Origin of the sequence: Psychrobacter sp. H7-1, from assembly GCF_904846585.1 — a bacterium.
GTDB classification, from domain to species: Bacteria; Pseudomonadota; Gammaproteobacteria; order Pseudomonadales; family Moraxellaceae; genus Psychrobacter; species Psychrobacter raelei.
On the sequence record NZ_CAJHBH010000001.1, the window covers coordinates 84,162 to 104,491 of the forward strand.

Genomic DNA, 20,330 nt, shown 5'->3' on the forward strand with positions numbered 1-20,330 from the left:
TGATTTATCGCAATCTATTTAAGTTAATTTTGACAATTACCGCGTCTGTCTTTTTTAGGCTTTATTTAGGCCGTGTGCTAAATGCCCTTATTTTTGATAGCCATAGAATAGCCATAGCAACTGCCTTGAAGCTCAAAACTGTTCAAAAAACAACCAAAAAGATATCATTTCTAAAATAAATATCTGTATTTTAATTGCATTATAAGCTATGCTATTAAAGGCTAAAAACGGCATAATTCAGCCTTGATACAACTGGGTAACATAGACTCTCAATTAACTTAAATGCTATAGTATTCCCAAATCTACTACCGTAACCCGTCAGAGTGTTGACTACGCCCAATCTCACAGCGCACTGACCCTACACAATTTTTTTAAATAACGTTATAATTTAAAAAAATAACCTTATTTCCTGGAGTTATCATGACAGCACCGCAAGTTATTACCCTTGACAAGCTAGGCAAAAACGACGTCGACACAGTCGGCGGTAAAAACGCCTCTTTAGGCGAAATGATTAGCCACTTATCAGATTTAGGTGTGAGTGTTCCTGGCGGCTTTGCTACTACTGCAGCGGCTTTCAATAGCTTTTTGATCGAGACAGGTCTGTTAGACAAAATCAACAATGAGCTTAAAAGCCTAGACGTTGATGATGTCAAAAAATTGACCGAAACCGGTGAAAAAATTCGTAACTGGATTATCGAACAAGAGCTACCTAAGTCACTAGAGCAAGAAATTCGTGACGCTTTTGAAGTGATGAGCGAAGGCCAAGACATTGCGGTTGCTGTTCGCTCATCTGCCACAGCAGAAGACTTGCCAGATGCCTCATTTGCCGGTCAACAAGAGACCTATCTAAACATCCGTGGTATCGAAAACGTTCTGATCGCTATTAAAGAGGTGTTCTCATCACTTTATAATGACCGCGCTATCGCTTACCGTGTTCACCAAGGTTTTGAGCACGCAGGTGTTGCCCTATCAGCGGGTATCCAGCGTATGGTTCGCTCAGAAACTGGCGCGGCCGGCGTTATGTTTACTCTAGATACCGAAAGCGGCTTTGATGAAGTGGTATTTATCACCTCAAGCTATGGTCTAGGTGAAATGGTGGTACAGGGTGCGGTTAACCCAGACGAATTCTACCTATCAAAAGCGCTATTAAAAGAGGGTAAGCCTGCTGTTATCCGCCGTAACCTAGGCAGCAAACATCAAAAAATGGTGTATGGCGATGAAGGCAGCACTACCCGTTCAGTAAAAACCATCGAAGTAGAAAAAGAAGATCGCAACCAGTTCTCACTAACGACAGAAGAGCTGACTGAACTTGCCAAACAAGCATTGGTTATCGAAAAACATTACGGTCAACCAATGGACATCGAGTGGGCCAAAGACGGTGATTCAGGCAAGCTATTTATCGTTCAAGCACGTCCAGAAACCGTTAAGAGTCGCCAAGACCGCAACGTCATGGAACGCTACTTGGTACAAAGCAAAGACGCTAAAATCTTATGCGAAGGTCGCTCGATCGGTCAGCGCGTAGGCTCAGGTAAAGTACGTGTGGTAAACAGCATCCATGAAATGGACAAAGTACAAGTCGGTGACGTGCTGGTATCTGACATGACAGATCCAGATTGGGAACCTGTTATGAAGCGTGCTTCTGCCATCATCACCAACCGTGGTGGTCGTACCTGTCACGCAGCGATTATTGCTCGTGAATTAGGTGTACCTGCTATCGTTGGCTGTGGTAATGCCACTGAAGTATTGACCGATGGCCAAGAAGTGACTGCGTCGTGTGCTGAGGGTGACACCGGATTTATCTATGAAGGTCTATTAGACTTTGAGGTGAAGAGCAGCTCTATCGACTCTATGCCAGAGCTTCCATTTAAGATTATGATGAACGTGGGCAACCCTGACCGTGCTTTCTCATTTGCTCAAATTCCAAACGCAGGTGTGGGCCTAGCGCGTCTAGAGTTCATCATCAACCGTATGATTGGTGTGCATCCAAAAGCGCTATTGAACATGAACACGCTACCACGTGAAGTGTCGCAAGCCATTAAAGAGCGCATCTCAGGCTATGCCTCTCCTGTAGATTTCTATGTAGACAAATTGGTTGAGGGTATCTCAACGCTAGCCGTGGCCTTTAGAAACCAGCCTGTTATCGTTCGTATGTCTGACTTCAAGTCAAACGAATATGCCAACTTAATCGGTGGTAAGCTGTATGAGCCATCAGAAGAAAACCCAATGCTTGGTTTCCGTGGTGCTAGCCGCTATGTGTCTGAGAACTTCCGTGACTGCTTCGATCTTGAATGCCGTGCATTAAAGCGTGTGCGTGATGAAATGGGTTTAACCAACGTTAAAATCATGATCCCATTCGTACGTACTACTGATGAGGCGCGTCAAGTGGTTGAAATCTTAGCCGCCAACGGTCTAAAACGTGGTGAAAATGGCCTAGAGCTTATCATGATGTGTGAGCTACCTACCAACGCCCTATTGGCTGAAGAATTCTTAGAGCATTTCGATGGCTTCTCAATCGGCTCTAACGACTTAACTCAGTTAACCTTAGGTCTAGACCGTGACTCAGGTATCGTCTCTCATCTATTTGATGAGCGTGATGCTGCGGTGAAAAAACTACTGTCAATGGCCATTGCAGAATGCCGTAAGCAAGGTAAATATGTCGGTATCTGTGGTCAAGGCCCATCAGATCACCCAGATCTAGCTTACTGGTTAATGGAGCAAGGTATCAACTCTGTATCATTAAACCCAGACTCAGTCCTAGACACTTGGATGTTCTTAGCCGATGATGCCAATGCCAAACAAAATGGCTAATTAGGCACAGCGCTGAAAAGCAGACAGCTTAGAGGTTAATCTTTAGCCTCTAATCCGGCGACCACAATTATCAAGTTTTATTGATTATTGTGGTCGTTTTCATTTAATATAATAAATAAGATTGAAAGCCACCGCGCTACACCCAACTATAAAAACTATAGGGATAAAAATAGCTTAAACACTTTAATTTAACTGTTTTAATGAATTTTGTCTTAAGTAGTGGTTTTGATTTTACAAAAGGTTGTTATATCAATGCAGATTTATCTAGCAAGAAACCAAGTTCAGGCGGGTCCTTACACGCTCACAGAGCTCAATAATATGCTTGCCACCGGTCAGGTAGACTTAAGTGATCTGATGTGGCATGCCGGTATGGAACAGTGGCAGCAAGTTGGTGAAATGACCCAAGGCAAAAATCACTACAACCCAAATGGCAGCATAAGCTCAGTACCGCCAAAGCGAGTATCTGTGGCTGAGCTTTATGGCAAAAAAGAGTCTCATTCGACTACATCGCCCTCAGGCAATAAGCCTTTTAATATCAATAAGCCAGTTAGTCTAAAAAAACAGACCGCCAGCATGGCCGCGCCCACACAGCTGGCCAGCATTAGCAGCCGAGTTTTTGCGGTACTGCTCGACGCTTTATTATTTTTGGCCTGCTACTTACCCTTTTTGTCAGGCTTAAATTATGATTTTGCAAAAATTACCGCCACCAATGGCGACATGGAAAAAATGACCCAATTGGCGCAATCGGTTCCTGAGCATTTAAGCTCAATGACCTCGATTATGTTTTTGGCGCTGTTTGCCATTCAGCTGATCTTATTACTAAGACGTGGGCAGACCATTGGTAAATTGGTGAATGGTATTCGTATTGTTGATGAGCAGTCAAAAAAACTGGCTTCAGCGACTCAGGTTATTTTAATGCGCAGCGTCATTACGTCAGCACTGTATATTCTACCCATGGTAGGCCCTATGATTTTATTGGCTGATTTTGTGGTGATGACTATAAATAAAGAGCGCCGCAGTATTCACGATAGGATTGCCAAAACCAGAGTGGTTAAAGCCGATCCTAAGCAGTTAGAAAAATAATAATCTCGCTATAGGCCTTTGGTGCTATTAATATGCCCCAAAAGCCGCTCATTTCTTGAGTTTATATTGTATTAAGCTGCCAAATTTGTTAAAATTGGCGGCTTTAATTTACACACAAATATAATATTCCAATTTGGTGTAAATGACACAACGGCCGCTTAGATTTAAGCTAAGATAAGTGATTACTCACAACCCTTTAGACTTAAATATCACGTTATTAGATGGGCTGCTCTGATAACCAGCTATTTTGTGTCAACAACTATTTGCTAGTCAATGGATAGTCTCAGATCCATGATGGCTAAAATAGGAAAGCTTACCATTGCCCTGCCCTAAGCTTGCTTAATGGCATTAATTGATAAGTTTTGTGTTATTTTACAAATAGAATTTTGCGTCAATTAGTTTTTGCTATAAACTATTGATTTTTATATTCATCAGTAATTATTACTGAGTCCTAATTTTAGTAATTAAACTCTACCAAGGAGACATCCGTGGCTAACTCAGCACAAGCTCGTAAACGCGTTCGTCAAAACAACACTCGTCGTCAGCACGCTGCATCACAGCGTTCAATGATCCGTACTTACATCAAAAAAGTAGATGCCGCTATCTTAGCTGGTGACTATGATGCCGCTACTGCCGCTTATAACAAAGCAGTACCTGTTATTGATCGTATGGCTGACAAAGGTGTTATCCATAAGAACAAAGCTGCTCGTCATAAGAGCCGTTATAACAAAGCAATCAAAGCACTTAAAGCTTAATTGATTTGATATAACCCAAAAAAGAGCCCCTAACTTTTTATGAAGTTAGGGGCTCTTTTTTGTCAGATACAGACTTCAAATTTAGCCATAAATCTTTAAATGACTGGCAGACTAAGGCAATATTAAACGCTGTGTGGGTACTTCAAATCTCTCACCACGCCAAATAAAGTTGGCAGTCGCCTGCTCAAACGGCTTATCATCAAACCACAAGAACATCCCCTCCATCATCTTAGGCCAATCATCCCAAGTAATGCCTGTGCTTTGGGTCATAACGCCCAAAAACGCCGCGAGCAAAGTATCATGACTGACCGCCAGCGACAAGTGTCCCGGCTGCGGCTGCGATTGATACAGTACAGATAATAAATCTAAAGCCCCTTTATTGGCAGGCTTAGTACTTGGCAAGCTATTTTGTAAAAAAGCATTGATAAACTCTAAAGCACCAATCTCTTTAAACACCGCATTGGCAAGCTTAGCATCAACCACCAAACTACCAGGCTCGACCAATAGCGGCTCATGAGCAATGGGCTGACTCACCCCCGCCCCCTCTTGCATCAATTTGGCAGTATCTACACAGCGCCAAATGGGACTGGCAATACTATGCGTATCTAAAGAGTACGGTAAAGACTCTGCCAGCCAGCGCCCCCATGACTTGGCCAGCACTCGGCCTTGCGGGGTTAACGGTAAGTCATAGCTGGCAAAGCCCTGACCATTTGAGCGCTCTCTTAAAGAATGACGGGTGAATAAAATCAGCCGCTCATTATTATGCGGCAAATGCTTAACCGAATGCATCATACTCGGTGGCAGATGCGCAGGCGCCGGCGCTGTCTTATGTAGACTGGGGGTATTGTCAGTGAGTGTTAAATCGCCTGTGTTAAGCTTGGCAGAACCAAACTCCGGCTGTATGGACTTGTTATCCAAACGAACGTCATGGCTTGTGATTTTATCTGTTGAATTATTTGTCATAATTTCGCCGTATCAAACCTCCACCATTTTTGACCAGTCAAACTCTAATTGAGTACTACTCACCTCACCAGGATAAGCACGGGGATTCACAATCACTCGAGTATTGCCTTCTATATAGTCAAAAGCCTCATGCGTATGACCATGTAGCCATAGCTTAGGAGCCCATGGCTTGTGCATCCAAGCACTTAAGTCACTGACAAATGCAGCATTGCTTGGCATACCTGCGTACCGCTGTGATACCGATCTGGGGGTGACACTGTGATGGATCATGACCACTACCTTCTTGTGCTCACTGTGTGCCTCTATTAAAGCCTGCTTGAGCCAAGCGCGGTGCTGAGCATGAATCTGCACCGAAATCTCAGGCGAGAATAACTGTTCGCCTGCGTAAATTTGCCGGTAGTCTCGCATAAATGACATGACGACCTCTCGCGTCTCTTCGGTGGCACCAAACTGATAGTCGGTCCACAAATTACAGCCTAAGATACGCACATCTTGGATATCAATCTGATCACACTGTAGTACTTTTAGCCCACTCATGCGGTTACTGTCAAAAGTATCCCACTGAGCCAGCTGCTGATCGAAGCACAAAATGTCTTCTGAGAAATATTCATGATTTCCGGCAATGGTCACCACAGGCGTTTCGTTGAGCATGGCTTGCTGCTGTAGCCAAGCCATCCCCTTATCACTGTTGGCGGTATCTCCGGCTACCAAGATAATATCGGCTGCTGTCTTTGGGATATGGCCCAGCGGCTTATCCCGTTTGGCATAACTGTCGATATGAAGATCACTTAATAGTTGTAGTTTCATAACGTATCAAGAATTTGTGACATCTTTTGGGTGGGATTATCAGCGTGGGTGATAGAGCGGCCTATAACCAGATAATCTGAGCCGTTTTTCATAGCCTGCTCTGGGGTACAAATACGTTTTTGGTCATCGGCTGCATCCTCAAGGGTACGGATGCCTGGGGTCACCAATTGAAAATCCCTCCCACAAAGCTGTTTGAGACGACTGGCCTCTTGAGCGGAGCACACTACCCCATCAAGTCCCGCCTCTTTAGTCAGCAGCGCCAAACGCTCAACTTGCTCATTGACCGGCACATCGATCCCCAGCTGACGCAGCCCCACCTCAGTCATAGAGGTCAATACTGTCACTGCAATCAATAACGTCTCATGGCCACCGTTTACCAAGCGCTCTTTGGCCGTCTGCATCGCTTCAAGACCAGCACTGGCATGTACATTGACCATCCATACCCCCATATCTGCTGCTGCCAATACCGCTTGTGCTGTGGTATTGGGAATGTCATGGAATTTTAGATCCAAAAACACCTCAAAGCCTCGTTGATGTAACTCATCGATAATTTGAGGTCCACAGCGTGTAAACAGCTCTTTACCCACTTTTACGCGGCAATACTTAGGATCCAGCTGATCGGCCAAAGCCAAGGCTTCATTCAAAGAGGCTTTATCTAACGCCACAATAATAGGCGAATTGGGCCGGGTTAATTGTGGTTTGTTTTGCAGAATTGACTTGGACTGCTGAAGTTGGGTCACATTGCCTCCTAAGCATGTATCATAAATAATAAAATGAGCTGATTAAATCGCTTTAGCAGATAAGCTTGAGCAAATAAATAGTATATAGGATGCGCCTGCAAAGCGCTAAATTAATCCACAGTTGACCACTTAGTTTTCATGTTAATCGATTGTTATGACCCGTCACTCAACCACTCGGCCAAAAAAAACGACCCTGAGGCCGTTTTTTAATCGCTATAACATCTTATCTTATCTAATAACGGTCGTATCCACGGTATCTACGCCCGCTTGTGAGTCAACATAGATGGTCTGATCGGCAGTCTTAACAGTTGATAGACGCTCTATCTCGATGGTTGACTGAGCCAGCTCTTCTTGTAAGCGCTTGTTCTCTTTACTCAAACGGCCAATTTCCCACTTGTTTTGTAGTACTTTAAACAGTAATAAAGCCAATAGCATGCCGATCACGACACCTAAGAACAGACACAAAATTAATAACAGACCTAAGTTCATGGCTGGCGCTTGAGTAAACAGTAAATTTACTGCCACTTCGCTACCGTTGACCAATACCAGACCCAAAGAATAGCCAAAAATCAAAAATAATAAAACAATTAAGACAAAACGCATAGTGACCTCAAAATAATCAAATTTAGAAAAAGAGTAAAATAGGGCGCATTTATTATAGACATTGACTTATTAAATACGCTAATAAATGCGATTATAGCGCTTTATAAGCGCATGCCGCTAGCATTCATTTTATGCCATAATCTGTTTTTTTGTGAAAAATGACCGAATCACACGGATTAACGTGCTGTATTACAAGTAATAGTTATCAATAGGCCATTTTTTTGGTACTATGCGTGTTAAATTATGACAACTATAGCCCTATATACCAATAACAGGAAGGGCGGCATAAATTGTCTGTCAGATTATGCGCAATCTTAGGTCGGTGACCTGCCTTAACGTAGGCCTTGCCGCCGACAGCTAATCCCTGTTATTTATTGAATTTTAAGGAAGTAAGATGAGTTTATTTATTCAAGCGGCCCACGCGGCTCCAGAAGCGGCCGGTGGCCCTGCTATGATTATGCAATGGATTTTCCCATTAGCCATTTTCGCAATTTTTTACTTTTTGGTGATCAGGCCTCAGTCAAAACGCGCCAAAGAGCACCGCAATATGGTGGACTCGTTGGCTGTTGGCAACGAAGTTATCTTCGCTGGCGGCTTAATGGGCAAAATCAAATCTATTGAAGGCGACTACGCGGTAGTTAGCCTAAACGATAGAAACGACGTAATGATACAACGTGCTTCTGTCATCTCAGTTTTGCCAAATGGCACAATTGATGGCTTGCAATAACAGTTTATTATGACCGTTAATTAATCCAAAAACCAACCCCATGCCCCTAAACCATCACTGGTTTGACGGCAAAATGGGAGGGGTTTTTGGATTATATGTTTTAGTTAAATGAATTAGAGTGCGTCACTCGCGATAACTATAGTTCAGTGTTATAAGCCCAATTTGATTGCTTTAACAATAGCGCTTATCACCTCGTTTTATACGTATCTTATCTGTTAAAGACTGCCTATAGCACTCTACTGTTTCCCTTCCCTCAAGTGAAGAAGCTACTATGCATTACCCTGCCTGGAAATATTTCTTAATCGTCACCGTGCTCGTCATCGCTGGGCTTTATGCTCTGCCGAATTTATATCCTGACGAACCTGCGGTTCAAGTAACCAGTGCCTCAGCAGGTACCGAGCTGACTGAAGAGGTGCTAACCCAATCCACTCAACTGCTTGATGAAGCGGGTATCGCCTATCATGATCCCACCTTCTCAGGTAACAGTGCTTTGTTACGTGTAGAAAACGGGGCAGAGCAACGAAAAGCTCAAGAAGTACTGCGCCAACAACTTGGTAATGACTATGTTGTGGCTTTAAACCTGGCTCAAACCACCCCAGAATGGCTGCGCAGTATCGGTGCCAAGCCATTAAAGCTTGGGCTAGACTTACGTGGTGGTGTGCGCTTTGTTCTTGAAGTCGATATGAACAAAGCCTTAGAGCAGCGTCTAAAAACCACCAGTAATGATGTGCGCAGCAGCTTACGTGCTGAGCGTGTGGCCGCCAAAGGTATTAACGTGGTGGAGCAAGGCTTAGTACTGCATTTTAAAGATGTTGATCTGCGTGACAAAGCACAGCGCATTATCCAGCGTGACCATGGTGCCCAGTTTGACATGCAGGCATTGATGGATGATCAAGGTCCTGCACTGCGCCTGAATTATAATGAGGCAACTTTAAAAGAGATTAATGAATACGCAGTGGGTCAAAACTTAACCACACTACGTAACCGTATCGCTGAGCTTGGGGTATCAGAAGCGTTGGTTCAGTCGCAAGGCAGCAACCGTATTGTGGTTGAATTGCCAGGTGTCCAAGACACCGCTGAAGCCAAGCGTGTGTTAGGTCGTACCGCAAACTTAGAGTTTCGCTTAGTTGCTGATGAGAACACCACTTATGCAGGTGGCATTCCTCCTGCAGGCACCGAAGCCTTTCCTTACATGACACTTGATGGCCCACCATCTTTGCTAAACCGTCAGCCCATCTTAACGGGTGAAAAAGTCCAAGGCGCCACCTCTGGTCTAGATGAAAATGGGGCACCTGAGGTAAATATTACCCTAGATACCGCTGGTGGTAAGCTGATGCAAAATGCCACTAAGAGCGCTGTTGGCAAGCAGATGGCTGTACTGTTTATTGAAAACAAACAAAAAATCGCCTACAGCAAAGATCCAAACACTGGCGAGACCATTGAGACGCGTACCCCCTACGCTGAGACCAAAATCATTAGCCAAGCCAATATTCAAGCGGTGCTGGGCTCCTCATTCCGTATTACTGGCTTAAACAGTAATGCTGAGGCCGCTGAGCTGGCATTATTGCTTCGCTCTGGTGCTCTGGCTGCGCCAATGTACTTCGTAGAAGAGCGCACCATTGGTCCGTCACTGGGTCAACAAAACATCGATGATGGCTTGTTCTCAACTAAGATTGGTTACTTACTGGTCTTCTTATTTATGATCTTGTTCTATCGTCTGTTTGGGGTGATTGCCAATATTGCTCTGGCCTTTAACCTTATTATTATGATTGCGGTATTGTCTATCTTAGGGGCGTCTTTAACCCTACCTGGTATTGCTGGTATCGTATTGACCATTGGTATGGCGGTGGATGCCAACGTGCTTATCTTTGAGCGTATACGCGAAGAGATTGCCGAGGGCGTAAGGCCAAAATCTGCTATTGTTGCCGGTTTTGACCGCGCCTTTAGCAGTATTTTTGATGGTAACATCACCACGTTATTGGTCGCTATTATCTTATTCTCAATTGGTTCTGGTCCAATCAAAGGGTTCGCAATTACCCTAGCGATTGGTATTTTAAGCTCGCTATTCACAGCCATTATCGTGACACGTGCTTTGGTTCACCTGATTTATGGCAATCGTAAATCTGTCGATAAATTGAGCATAGGCTAGGAGAGAATAATGTCTAATAACAATCAAAACGACCAACCGAACAACACGCCAGGCGGCTCACATCCTGACTATATTGAAGGCGGTCGTCGCCGCAGACGTGGCCCTCGCCGTGATGGTAAAAATAACAGCTCAAATCGCAGTGCGGTGTCAGAGTCTACAGACTTAACCACCTCTCAAGATTTAGCAGCCAGCAATGGCTTTGATGCAGACGTCTATGAAGATGAAGCCGCTTTAGCCGAAGGGGGCATTAAAGCGGTAGGTTCTAAGCGCATCATCCCCTTCATGAAGCTTGAAAAGCCGATGGCTATTTTTTCAATTCTGATGGTTTTGATCAGTATCGGTGCGCTGTTCATTAATGGTTTGAATTTAGGGCTAGACTTCACCGGTGGTGTCTCAGCAGATGTCAAATATGAAAATCCAGTAGAGCAGACTGAGGTCATTCAGTCTCTAGAGAAATCTGGATTTGATGATGCTGTCGTACAGTATCTTGGTGGTACTACTGAGCTTTTGGTACGTCTACCCCCTCAGTCAGATAACGTGGCTGGCCTTAATGAAAGCTTAGGTAAAGCATTGGATTTACCAGGTAACAATGCTGAAATTAGCAATGTAAACATCATTGGTAGTCAGGTGGGCAGCGAGGTATATCTTAGCTCACTCATTGCCATCGTCACAGCATTGGGCATGATGATGCTGTACGTTGCGGTTCGCTTCCAGTTCAAGTTGGCTGTGGGCGCTTTATTGGCCCTAGTGCATGATGCCGTTGTTACTTTAGGGGTGTTTGCGTTATTTCAGTTTCCATTTGACTTGACTGTATTAGCCGCCATCTTGGCGTTAATCGGTTACTCATTGAACGATACCATTGTTGTGTTTGACCGTATCCGTGAGAACTTCAGACGGGTGCGTGATGCCAGTCCAAGGCAAATCATTGATTTATCGCTCACAGAGACCTTACGCCGTACTATTATGACCGTATCTACGGTATTGGTTGTGGTATTGGCGATGCTGTTCTTAGGCGGTGCCGGCCTATACTGGTTCTCCTTCGCCTTCTTCATCGGTCTGATTGCAGGTACTTATTCTTCTACGTACATCTCAAGCTCAATCCCGTTAGCCTTAGGCTTATCGCGTGATGACTTCGTCGTAAAAGTTAAGCCTGAATTCCAAGAAGAAGTGGTCAGCTTCAACGACCCTAAGGCTTTTGAAGACTAAGATAAAGTCTATGGAGATCACTCAAGAAGCTTTGCTAACTAAAGTTACAGCTTGCTTCTTGAGTTAATATCTTTGCCAAGAGATACTAGCCCCACCTAACATTTTTTTATGCAGCAATTGATATTCGGCCATGTTGTATTTGCTTTCATATTTGATCAAAAAGTTAAGGTTTTTATGACTCAAGACTCAGCCGCTCCCCTCAATCTTAGTTATCGTCATATCATTGCTATTGCCGCCCCTGTACTGATTGCTAATCTTGCAATGCCACTACAAGGCGCTATTGATGTGGGTGTGGTGGGCCATTTTCCAAGCTCTTATAATTTGGCCGGCTTAGGCATTGCCTCACAGCTGTGGCTACTTATCTTAGTCAGCTTTAATTTTTTGCAATATGCGTCATCTGGTCTTGCCGCTCAAGCTTTAGGTCGACAAGCCAGCGGATTAGCTACGCCCAATGAGCTGGCTGATATCTTGTACCGCTCCTTGGGTCTTGCGCTGATATTGGCGGCGCTACTGTGGGTATGTCGACCCTATATCTTGAGTCTGGGCCTTGACTTACTCGGTGCACAGCCAAACAGCAGTGCAGCTGCTCATACCTACTTAAGCGTACGCTACTATGGCCTTGTGTTTGAGCTGATGAACTACGCTTTTATTGGTTGGTTTGCCGGACAAGGCCGAACCAATCAAATGATGATGGTGCAGCTGCTTATTTCTATCATTAATATTGTGCTCACTTTAAGCTTTGTGTATCTGTTTGATATGGGTCTTGAAGGCGTGGCTTTGGGCACAGTCATCGGCTATGCATCCGGCTGTGTCACCGCCCTTATTTTGGCCAAAAAAAGCTTGGCAAGTATAAGCTTGGCAAGTATGAGTACCGCTGCCTCGCCCCACAAAGCTTTGGTGTCACCCTCGCCCCAACACTTAATGCTTAGGCTCAAACAAATTTATGCCGCTGATAAAATGCTCAGCTTGTTTTCTTTGAACAAAGACATTTTTATCCGCACCATTTTGCTTACCTTAAGTTTTGCTTGGATCACTCGTCTATCGGCTCAGCAAGGCGACTTGGTGATGGCCACTAATGCACTGCTGCTACAAGTACTTAGTATCTCCGCTTTTGCGTTAGATGGGGTTGCTGTGGCAGCTGAGAGCTTATCAGGACAGGCGGCGGCGCGTAAGGGTCGTGATCAGTTTATCACTGCACTCAAGCGTACTGGTGTCATTACATTTCTATTGGCCTTATCGTTAAGCATCATTTGGGCGTTTGTTTTGCCTTATTTTTTAAGCCTAATGACCGACTTGCCAGCGGTATATGACTTGGCCATAGAGTATCGTTATGTGGCCACGTTACTACCATTAATGGGCGCTGGTGCTTATTGGCTAGATGGCATCATGTTTGGCTTAACTGCAGGATCAAAAATCCGTCAAGTGGCCATTATCGTGTCGGCTATCTTCTTTCCTTTAACCTATATAGTGTACGCACTTTATGGGTCTGAGCATGCCATGCTGGTCATCTGGTTTGGGGTTTATTGTTTATTAGCTTCTCGCTTTGTGGTGGCCGCTATTGTCTTATGGCGCAACCAAGATGTATTAATTTATAATAAAAACTAACTTAGGAATATTTATGTCAGAAGCTCCTGAAAAATTTCCCTTTAAGCTTTGGCCTACTCTAATAGCAATAGCGGTAGGACTTATTATTTGGTTCGTGATTCCCACCCCTGAAGGTGTCACCGACAATGCTTGGCATTTATTAGCCTTGTTCGTGGCAACCATCGTGGCTATTATCGGTAAGGCTTTACCCATTGGTGCTTTGGCCATTATCGGTATTACCTTAGTGGCCTTAACCGGCGTGACAGCTGAGACGCCTAAAGCGGCTATGCAAGATGCCTTATCAAGCTTCTCAAGCCCCTTAATTTGGCTCATCGGTATCGCGGTCATGATATCACGTGGCCTGATTAAAACAGGGCTTGGCTCAAGAATTGCCTATTACTTCATCTCTATCTTTGGCAAAAAAACCTTAGGTATTGGTTATTCATTAGCGGCAGCGGAGCTGATGATTGCGCCTATTACGCCCTCAAACACAGCCCGAGGTGGCGGGATTATTCATCCTATTATGCGCTCTATCGCGCTAAGCTTTCACTCCACGCCTGAAGAGGGTACCCAAAATAAGATGGGGCGTTATCTGGCGATGGTCAATTATCATGCCAACCCCATTACCTCTGGTATGTTTATTACTGCCACGGCGCCCAACCCTTTAGTCGTCGACTTAGTCAACAAGGCAACAGGCAGCGACATTCATCTGTCTTGGACCACTTGGGCACTGGCGATGTTTGTGCCGGGGCTACTGTGTATCTTGATTATGCCGCTGGTGATTTATCTGGTGTATCCGCCAGAGATTAAAGAGACTCCTGACGCCAAAAACTATGCAAGAGAAAACCTAGCCAAGCTTGGCTCCGTCACCCGTCAAGAAAAAATTATGCTGGCGGTGTTTGCCCTAATGCTACTGCTTTGGGCCAATATTCCTGCGCTTATCTTCGGTGATCAGTTTAGTGTAGATGCCACAGCCACAGCATTTTTAGGCTTGTCTGTGCTGATTATGGCTGGCGTATTGACTTGGGAGGATGTGCTAAAAGAAAAATCGGCGTGGGACACCATCGTATGGTTTGGCGCGCTGGTCATGATGGCTGATTATCTTAATAAACTAGGTTTAATCAGTTGGTTTTCATCCAATATCGAATCAGCCATTGCTCTAACAGGTGTGGGCTGGGTTGGTGCTGTGGCAATTTTGACCTTGGTCTATTTGTACATGCACTATTTCTTTGCCAGTACTACCGCACACGTGACCGCCATGTTCGCCGCTTTTTATGCAGTCGGCTTAAGCCTAGGCGCGCCCTCTATGCTGTATGCACTCATATTAGCAGCCGCGGGTAACATCATGATGACGCTCACCCACTATGCTACCGGTACCGCTCCGGTAATCTTTAACTCAGGCTATACCACCTTAAAAGAGTGGTGGACAGTCGGCGCTATCATGAGTGTGGTGAACTTAGTGGTTTGGATTGGCTCTGGTCTAATCTGGTGGAAAGTACTCGGTTATTACTAGCCCCTGTGTTATTGCGCAGCCGTTATATTGTCCAACGCCAGAACACCAAAAGACGCCTTGTATCAGGGCGTCTTTTTTATGATCCATACTAGCCCAACCTAAGCTGGCTATTTAACGGCCATGCACTCTATTTCAACTTTAGCACCTAGTGCCAAGTCTTTAACGGCAAAGGCTGAGCGTACCGGATATGGTTTACTTAGCTTGCTTTGATACACGTCATTAAACGCATCAAAATCTTTAATATCAGTGAGCATCACCATACATTTGACCAAGTCCGAGCTTTGGTAACCGTAGCTTAACAGGGTTTGATTGATATTGTCTAAGGCCTGAGCGGTCTGCGCTTTAATACCGCCTGATACCAGTTTATTGTCTTTCATACCCAGTTCGCCTGATAGATATAAAGTATTGCCTGCCCGAACCGCCTTAGAAAAAGGATAAGCGCCTTGTGAACCATAAAAAATAGGCGCTGTTTTGCTAACGATATTCACTTTGGGTGTGGGTGGATGAGAGTTTTGGCTGGGGTTGACGCCCTGAGTGGCAGCTTGTACCGTCATGGCTTGGGCTAACAGAGTGATACTCAGCAGCGAGCCAATCGCGATTTTATTTAAAGATATCTGAAACATAACCGTCCTATTTTATTTTTAGTTTGTTATTAGTTAAAGGTCAAATAAAGAAACTGTGGTCTATTATGGGCATAAAAAAAGCACCGCATAAATTATGCAGTGCTTTTATCATAACAAACTAATGGTGAGCTTGGCGGGCAATTTTTTAGTTAACATCAATCTGCTTTATATTATCAGATGATAATGATCTTAAACGCCTCGCTTAGTTTTCTTGTACCCCAGTCATGTCCACTGGCGTATCTGCAATGACTTCCACTCCCCCTGCCTTGCTTTTGGCCTGATCGTTGCGCTGCTCTTGCAGGTAGTCTAAATACTCAGGGGTAATGGTACCTGTGATGTATTTACCATCGAATACCGCACAATCAAAACCTTCTACTTTGCTGTGCTTAGTATCTTGTACCGCTTCAATCAAGTCATCTAGGTCTTGGAAAATCAAACGGTCAGCACCGATAATGTCACGAACCTCTTCTACCGTATGACCTGATGCAATCAGCTCATGACGTACTGGCATATCAATGCCATAGACATTCGGGAATTTAACCGGTGGCGCGGCGCTGGCAAAAAACACCTTATTGGCACCGGCATCACGCGCCATTTGGATAATCTCATGACAGGTCGTACCACGTACGATAGAGTCATCGACCAATAAGACATTTTTATTTTTAAATTCAAGCGGTACTGCATTTAGCTTTTGGCGCACCGATTTTTTGCGCTGCTGCTGACCGGGCATAATAAAGGTGCGGCCGATATAGCGGTTTTTCATAAAGCCTTCGCGGTACTTCACATTAAGCTTAAGCGCCAGCTCCATCGCTGAGGTACGTGATGTATCTGGGATAGGAATAACCACGTCAATATCGTGCTCATTGCCCCACTCATCCAAAATCTTCTGAGCCAACTTCTCACCCATACGCAGACGCGCTTTGTATACTGAGATGTTGTCCATAATAGAATCTGGACGCGCAAAATATACATACTCAAACATACAAGGGGTGTACTCTTTTTGCTCCGTACATTGACGGGTGTGCATCTTATTATCAAGGTCAATAAAGATGGCTTCACCAGGCTTGATATCACGAACCACTTTGAATCCTGATCCAGTCAGAGCCACTGACTCTGAAGCTACCATGTATTCGATGCGGCCATCAGCAGCTTCACGCTCGCCGTAAATCAGTGGACGAATACCATTAGGGTCTCTAAAAGCAATCAGGCCTTGACCAGTAATTAGCGCCACTACAGCATAAGCGCCTTCGATACGCTTATACATTGAGCTGATCGCATCAAAAATGTCATCGGGTGTAGGCTGAGTTTTACCTAATGCCTGAATTTCATGCGCCAATACGTTTAATAATACCTCTGAGTCAGAGTTGGTATTTAGATGACGTAGGTCATCTTGATACAGCTCTTTTGCCAAGGTTTCTGCATTGGTCAAGTTACCATTATGTGCAAGTGTAATGCCATAAGGAGAGTTTACATAAAAAGGTTGCGCCTCTGCACTACTTGAAGTGCCTGCTGTTGGGTATCTGACATGACCCACACCAAACTCACCCACAAGTCGCAACATATGACGTGTCATAAACACATCACGCACCATACCATTGTCTTTACGCAGAAAAAAGCGTCCATCTTTCATGGTCACGATACCAGCGGCATCTTGCCCACGGTGTTGAAGTACAGTTAATGCGTCATACAACATCTGGTTGACTGGTTCATGTGCTGCAACACCTACAACTCCACACATACTCTATCCTTTTAAAATAGTCTTTACTGGTTAAAAGATTCATTTAGTGGTGGCTAAACTACACTTCATCGCTGAAAACACTCAGCTTTTGGTTATCAACCCACTTACTGCTGCTCCATTGAGTTTGAATCAACAGCAGAGGGATCATTGCTTTTCGAGTCAGGCACATCAATTTGTTGCCATGCCTCACCCAACACTTTGGTAGCAAATTCTTTGGCAAAAGGGGCATAAGGCAGTAGCTCTGGCGCAAGCACAGAGGACTGCCACATGGCCGTATTGACCAGTACCGGCGCTGATACACTAAGCATCACCAGCACCACAAGTAGGTTTTTAAAAGCACCCAGTACCCCGCCGGCCAGCTGGTCAATAAAACCAAGCTTTAGGCTTTTGACAATACCAGACACCAGCATGGTGAGTATCTGAATCACCAGCATTACGATAAGTACCACGGCCAAAAAGCCTGCGCCCATCTGTAATACGGGGGAGCTGACAACATTGGCCAAATAAGGCGCCACGTCATCGGCCAAGCGCGTTGCAGCTAATAGGGCAATAAACCAGCCTACCAGCGAGATGGCACTACGAATAAAACCTGCGCTAAAGCCTCGCCACAACCCTGCCAGCACCATAATGGCAATAACAATGTCTAAAAACCCCATACTCTCTCCACGCCTACTTTAGTTGTTTTATCAATTGATGGCTTACTAAAGCATCATGGCATCACGATGACTGGTAATGGCTTCGACACACTGCTGCACCAGTTTTGGCCCTTGATAAATCATACCGCTGTACAGCTGTATCATGGTAGCGCCAGCGTTTAACTTACGTACCGCTTTATCTCCACTATCAATACCGCCAACCCCAATAATAGGCACCTTACCCTCTAGTCGCTCATAAAACTGTTCGATAATCTGGGTACTTAGATGTCCCACAGGGCGACCTGAGAGTCCACCTGCCTCATCACCAAACGGCAAGTCCTCTACCCCTGTTCTACTTAACGTAGTATTGGTAGCAATCAAGCCATCAATATCAAATTCAATAAGCTGGTTGGCAATATAATCGACCTGCTCAGGGGTTAAGTCTGGTGCTACTTTTAGCACCATGGGCACATAAAACCCATACTCTGTTGCCAGCTGACTATGACGGTTTTTTATGCTGTCTAGCAGCTCAGTTAAGGCCTCACCACTTTGCAAGTCACGTAGATTTTTGGTGTTTGGAGAGGAGATATTGACCGTAATATAAGAGGCATGAGGATATACGCGGTCTAAGCAATATATGTAGTCATCGGCGGCATTTTCAACCGGCGTCACTGCATTTTTTCCAATATTTATGCCGATATTGCCTTTGTATTTTGCACGCTGAACGTTCTGGATTAAGCGATCCACCCCTAGATTATTAAAGCCCATACGGTTGATAATCGCATCGGCCTCTTTGATTCTAAATAAGCGCGGTTTTTCATTACCTTGCTGCGGTCTTGGCGTCACAGTACCCACTTCGATAAAGCCAAAACCAAGCTCAGCCAACGCATCAATATATTGACCATTTTTATCTAAGCCGGCTGCCAATCCCACAGGGTTTGAAAACTGCAAACCCATACATTCAGTCGGCAAAGACTGCTGAGAATAGATAAAACCAAGCGCTCGAGCTTTGTGCGCTTTTTCTAACAGTTGCAGCGTAAGCTCATGAGCATGTTCAGGATCTAAATTAAATAAGAAAGGGCGTAGTAAGGCGTAGGACATAACGCTAGGTAACCTGTTATGAAATAAGTAAATTTAGAAGATGGCAATCAAGCACATTCGATCAATTATGGGTTTACTCAAGATAAGTTGTGTTCTACTCAAGAGGTATTGATTATAACAGCATACGTAAGCCAAATCATCGATTAGTCACAACTAAAATAACCACTAAAATAACCGCTAAAATACAGCTAAGTGATTGATGTCACTGTGAGATTTGGCACGTTTATTATGGCCACTTACTAAATAGGCCGCTTATCACTTAAGGCTATCCAGCCTTTGACAATACGGTAGATGTGCCAAATGATTGAAAACAAAAATATAATGCCGCCGACCACAGTAAGAGCAGTTGAGCCTAAGGCCACATTTGAGCTATCGGCAAACACACCTATCCCCAATCCGCCTAAGCCAATCACACCTATGATAATGCCTAGGATGCCTAAGATAATACTGTACCAAAAGGTCTTAATTTGCCAATCAAAATGTGTGGCAAGCCAAGTTCCGTCAGCCTGCTGGCGGCGGGCATAATTCATAACAATAGGCACTATCCACATCAAGCCCGCTGTAAAAAAGCTAAGCGCATATAATAAGTAGGTGATGTGGTTATAACGAATCAAAGACTCTTGCTGCTCATGGCTTAATATATCAGGCGCACCTATGGGTTGACGCACCAAGTTTGAATGCCCAAACTCAGTAGTTGAGTCAAAGACTGGCCTATCAAGATTTGGCTTATCTAATGTGGGTTTGCCACTATTATTATCAGAATGCTTCGGGTCCATTATTGCCCCCTTTTTAAAGTTGTTTTTTCAGCCAGCAAAAAATTAGCTAAGCCATAAAGCTGCTAATACTGCTTAGGCACATAACGCCCTATCTCATGGCCCATGTTTGGCGCAATAAATACAGTTTCAAATATTCGAGCTTCTGCAAGACTAAATGGCTCAGGCTCATCTGCGGTCAGCTGTGCAGCCATCTTTGCCACAATCGGCATATGACACACCACCACCACACACTCACCATCGACATCCATTAAGCTGTGCAGTGCCTGTAGCGGGTCATCGCCTGGAGTAATGTTGGGCTGTACGATGACCGGTATCTCAGGTGCAAATTGACGCAGCGCCTCTAAGGTCTGCTGCGCTCTAACATAGGGGCTGACCACAAAGGCATCTGGCTGATACTGACTTAACAGATGCTGTGCGGTTTCGGCCGCTTGTTGTTGGCCAAGTTGAGTTAGTTGCCGCTCGGCGTCATTATCATTATAGTTCTGCGCTTCACCGTGGCGCATGAAAATAACCTGCATA

Annotated in this window: 18 protein-coding genes; 8 read left to right on the top strand and 10 right to left on the bottom strand. The window is 44.6% G+C overall.

Going from position 1 to position 20,330, the window contains the following annotated elements:
- The first annotated feature begins 420 nt into the window (after window positions 1-420).
- The 3 genes from ppsA to rpsT all read left to right on the top strand — a co-directional run bounded on the left by ppsA (window position 421) and on the right by rpsT (window position 4,646).
- Window positions 421-2,808 (top strand): phosphoenolpyruvate synthase, encoded by a 2,388-nt coding sequence (gene ppsA, locus JMX92_RS00395; protein ID WP_011960219.1) that lies wholly within the window; start codon window positions 421-423, stop codon window positions 2,806-2,808.
- Window positions 2,809-3,060: 252 nt separating this feature from the next.
- A complete protein-coding gene (locus JMX92_RS00400) occupies window positions 3,061-3,891 on the top strand; it encodes an RDD family protein (protein ID WP_201543261.1) in 831 nt (276 codons plus the stop codon).
- A 488-nt stretch (window positions 3,892-4,379) separates the two neighbouring features.
- Window positions 4,380-4,646, top strand: coding sequence for a 30S ribosomal protein S20 (gene rpsT, locus JMX92_RS00405; protein ID WP_011960217.1), 267 nt, complete (start codon window positions 4,380-4,382; stop codon window positions 4,644-4,646).
- Between the two features lie 111 nt (window positions 4,647-4,757).
- Here the strand turns inward: rpsT and JMX92_RS00410 are convergent, their stop codons facing one another.
- The 4 genes from JMX92_RS00410 to JMX92_RS00425 all read right to left on the bottom strand — a co-directional run bounded on the left by JMX92_RS00410 (window position 4,758) and on the right by JMX92_RS00425 (window position 7,759).
- The gene (locus JMX92_RS00410) at window positions 4,758-5,609 is read right to left on the bottom strand and encodes a histidine phosphatase family protein (RefSeq protein ID WP_201543263.1); all 852 of its coding nucleotides are present in this window, start codon (window positions 5,607-5,609) and stop codon (window positions 4,758-4,760) included.
- A 12-nt stretch (window positions 5,610-5,621) separates the two neighbouring features.
- On the bottom strand, window positions 5,622-6,416 hold the full coding sequence (locus tag JMX92_RS00415; protein ID WP_201543265.1) for a metallophosphoesterase: 795 nt from the start codon (window positions 6,414-6,416) through the stop codon (window positions 5,622-5,624).
- Window positions 6,413-7,126 carry an orotidine-5'-phosphate decarboxylase gene (pyrF, locus tag JMX92_RS00420; protein WP_201543330.1) on the bottom strand — a complete coding sequence of 238 codons (714 nt, stop codon included), beginning with the start codon at window positions 7,124-7,126 and terminating at the stop codon, window positions 6,413-6,415. The genes JMX92_RS00415 and pyrF overlap by 4 nt, the downstream gene beginning before the upstream one ends.
- Before the next feature lie 258 nt (window positions 7,127-7,384).
- Complete coding sequence (locus tag JMX92_RS00425) at window positions 7,385-7,759, bottom strand: lipopolysaccharide assembly protein LapA domain-containing protein (protein WP_201543267.1); 375 nt, start codon at window positions 7,757-7,759, stop codon at window positions 7,385-7,387.
- A 394-nt stretch (window positions 7,760-8,153) separates the two neighbouring features.
- On the opposite strand from JMX92_RS00425, the gene yajC reads away from it, so the two are divergent.
- The 5 genes from yajC (at window position 8,154) to JMX92_RS00450 (ending at window position 14,938) form a co-directional block, all read left to right on the top strand.
- Window positions 8,154-8,486 carry a preprotein translocase subunit YajC gene (gene yajC, locus JMX92_RS00430; RefSeq protein ID WP_011960212.1) on the top strand — a complete coding sequence of 111 codons (333 nt, stop codon included), beginning with the start codon at window positions 8,154-8,156 and terminating at the stop codon, window positions 8,484-8,486.
- Window positions 8,487-8,757: 271 nt separating this feature from the next.
- Window positions 8,758-10,635 (top strand): protein translocase subunit SecD, encoded by a 1,878-nt coding sequence (gene secD / locus JMX92_RS00435; RefSeq protein WP_011960211.1) that lies wholly within the window; start codon window positions 8,758-8,760, stop codon window positions 10,633-10,635.
- A 9-nt stretch (window positions 10,636-10,644) separates the two neighbouring features.
- Window positions 10,645-11,841 carry a protein translocase subunit SecF gene (gene secF, locus JMX92_RS00440; protein WP_011960210.1) on the top strand — a complete coding sequence of 399 codons (1,197 nt, stop codon included), beginning with the start codon at window positions 10,645-10,647 and terminating at the stop codon, window positions 11,839-11,841.
- Window positions 11,842-12,015: 174 nt separating this feature from the next.
- Window positions 12,016-13,446, top strand: coding sequence for an MATE family efflux transporter (locus JMX92_RS00445; protein ID WP_201543269.1), 1,431 nt, complete (start codon window positions 12,016-12,018; stop codon window positions 13,444-13,446).
- A 13-nt stretch (window positions 13,447-13,459) separates the two neighbouring features.
- A complete protein-coding gene (locus JMX92_RS00450) occupies window positions 13,460-14,938 on the top strand; it encodes an anion permease (protein WP_201543270.1) in 1,479 nt (492 codons plus the stop codon).
- Between the two features lie 107 nt (window positions 14,939-15,045).
- Here JMX92_RS00450 and JMX92_RS00455 read toward each other — a convergent pair whose 3' ends face one another.
- The 6 genes from JMX92_RS00455 to sixA form a co-directional block, all read right to left on the bottom strand.
- On the bottom strand, window positions 15,046-15,561 hold the full coding sequence (locus JMX92_RS00455) for a RidA family protein (protein ID WP_201543272.1): 516 nt from the start codon (window positions 15,559-15,561) through the stop codon (window positions 15,046-15,048).
- Between the two features lie 202 nt (window positions 15,562-15,763).
- On the bottom strand, window positions 15,764-17,299 hold the full coding sequence (gene purF / locus JMX92_RS00460) for an amidophosphoribosyltransferase (protein WP_011960206.1): 1,536 nt from the start codon (window positions 17,297-17,299) through the stop codon (window positions 15,764-15,766).
- A gap of 104 nt (window positions 17,300-17,403) precedes the next feature.
- Window positions 17,404-17,955 carry a CvpA family protein gene (locus JMX92_RS00465; RefSeq protein WP_011960205.1) on the bottom strand — a complete coding sequence of 184 codons (552 nt, stop codon included), beginning with the start codon at window positions 17,953-17,955 and terminating at the stop codon, window positions 17,404-17,406.
- A gap of 45 nt (window positions 17,956-18,000) precedes the next feature.
- On the bottom strand, window positions 18,001-19,035 hold the full coding sequence (locus JMX92_RS00470) for a quinone-dependent dihydroorotate dehydrogenase (protein WP_011960204.1): 1,035 nt from the start codon (window positions 19,033-19,035) through the stop codon (window positions 18,001-18,003).
- A 239-nt stretch (window positions 19,036-19,274) separates the two neighbouring features.
- Window positions 19,275-19,811, bottom strand: coding sequence for a DUF4870 family protein (locus JMX92_RS00475; protein ID WP_011960203.1), 537 nt, complete (start codon window positions 19,809-19,811; stop codon window positions 19,275-19,277).
- Window positions 19,812-19,873: 62 nt separating this feature from the next.
- A complete protein-coding gene (sixA, locus tag JMX92_RS00480; RefSeq protein WP_011960202.1) occupies window positions 19,874-20,329 on the bottom strand; it encodes a phosphohistidine phosphatase SixA in 456 nt (151 codons plus the stop codon).
- Window position 20,330 lies beyond the last annotated feature (1 nt).

Excerpts from the sequence above, each read along its gene's own strand:
- JMX92_RS00410 (WP_201543263.1), bottom strand. The coding sequence starts at position 5,609 with ATGACAAATAATTCAACAGATAAAATCACAAGCCATGACGTTCGTTTG.
- JMX92_RS00475 (WP_011960203.1), bottom strand. The coding sequence starts at position 19,811 with ATGGACCCGAAGCATTCTGATAATAATAGTGGCAAACCCACATTAGAT.
- yajC (WP_011960212.1), top strand. The coding sequence starts at position 8,154 with ATGAGTTTATTTATTCAAGCGGCCCACGCGGCTCCAGAAGCGGCCGGT.
- sixA (WP_011960202.1), bottom strand. The coding sequence starts at position 20,329 with ATGCAGGTTATTTTCATGCGCCACGGTGAAGCGCAGAACTATAATGAT.
- JMX92_RS00445 (WP_201543269.1), top strand. The coding sequence starts at position 12,016 with ATGACTCAAGACTCAGCCGCTCCCCTCAATCTTAGTTATCGTCATATC.
- JMX92_RS00470 (WP_011960204.1), bottom strand. The coding sequence starts at position 19,035 with ATGTCCTACGCCTTACTACGCCCTTTCTTATTTAATTTAGATCCTGAA.
- secF (WP_011960210.1), top strand. The coding sequence starts at position 10,645 with ATGTCTAATAACAATCAAAACGACCAACCGAACAACACGCCAGGCGGC.
- secD (WP_011960211.1), top strand. The coding sequence starts at position 8,758 with ATGCATTACCCTGCCTGGAAATATTTCTTAATCGTCACCGTGCTCGTC.
- JMX92_RS00415 (WP_201543265.1), bottom strand. The coding sequence starts at position 6,416 with ATGAAACTACAACTATTAAGTGATCTTCATATCGACAGTTATGCCAAA.
- JMX92_RS00465 (WP_011960205.1), bottom strand. The coding sequence starts at position 17,955 with ATGGGGTTTTTAGACATTGTTATTGCCATTATGGTGCTGGCAGGGTTG.
- purF (WP_011960206.1), bottom strand. The coding sequence starts at position 17,299 with ATGTGTGGAGTTGTAGGTGTTGCAGCACATGAACCAGTCAACCAGATG.
- ppsA (WP_011960219.1), top strand. The coding sequence starts at position 421 with ATGACAGCACCGCAAGTTATTACCCTTGACAAGCTAGGCAAAAACGAC.
- JMX92_RS00450 (WP_201543270.1), top strand. The coding sequence starts at position 13,460 with ATGTCAGAAGCTCCTGAAAAATTTCCCTTTAAGCTTTGGCCTACTCTA.
- JMX92_RS00400 (WP_201543261.1), top strand. The coding sequence starts at position 3,061 with ATGCAGATTTATCTAGCAAGAAACCAAGTTCAGGCGGGTCCTTACACG.
- JMX92_RS00425 (WP_201543267.1), bottom strand. The coding sequence starts at position 7,759 with ATGCGTTTTGTCTTAATTGTTTTATTATTTTTGATTTTTGGCTATTCT.
- JMX92_RS00455 (WP_201543272.1), bottom strand. The coding sequence starts at position 15,561 with ATGTTTCAGATATCTTTAAATAAAATCGCGATTGGCTCGCTGCTGAGT.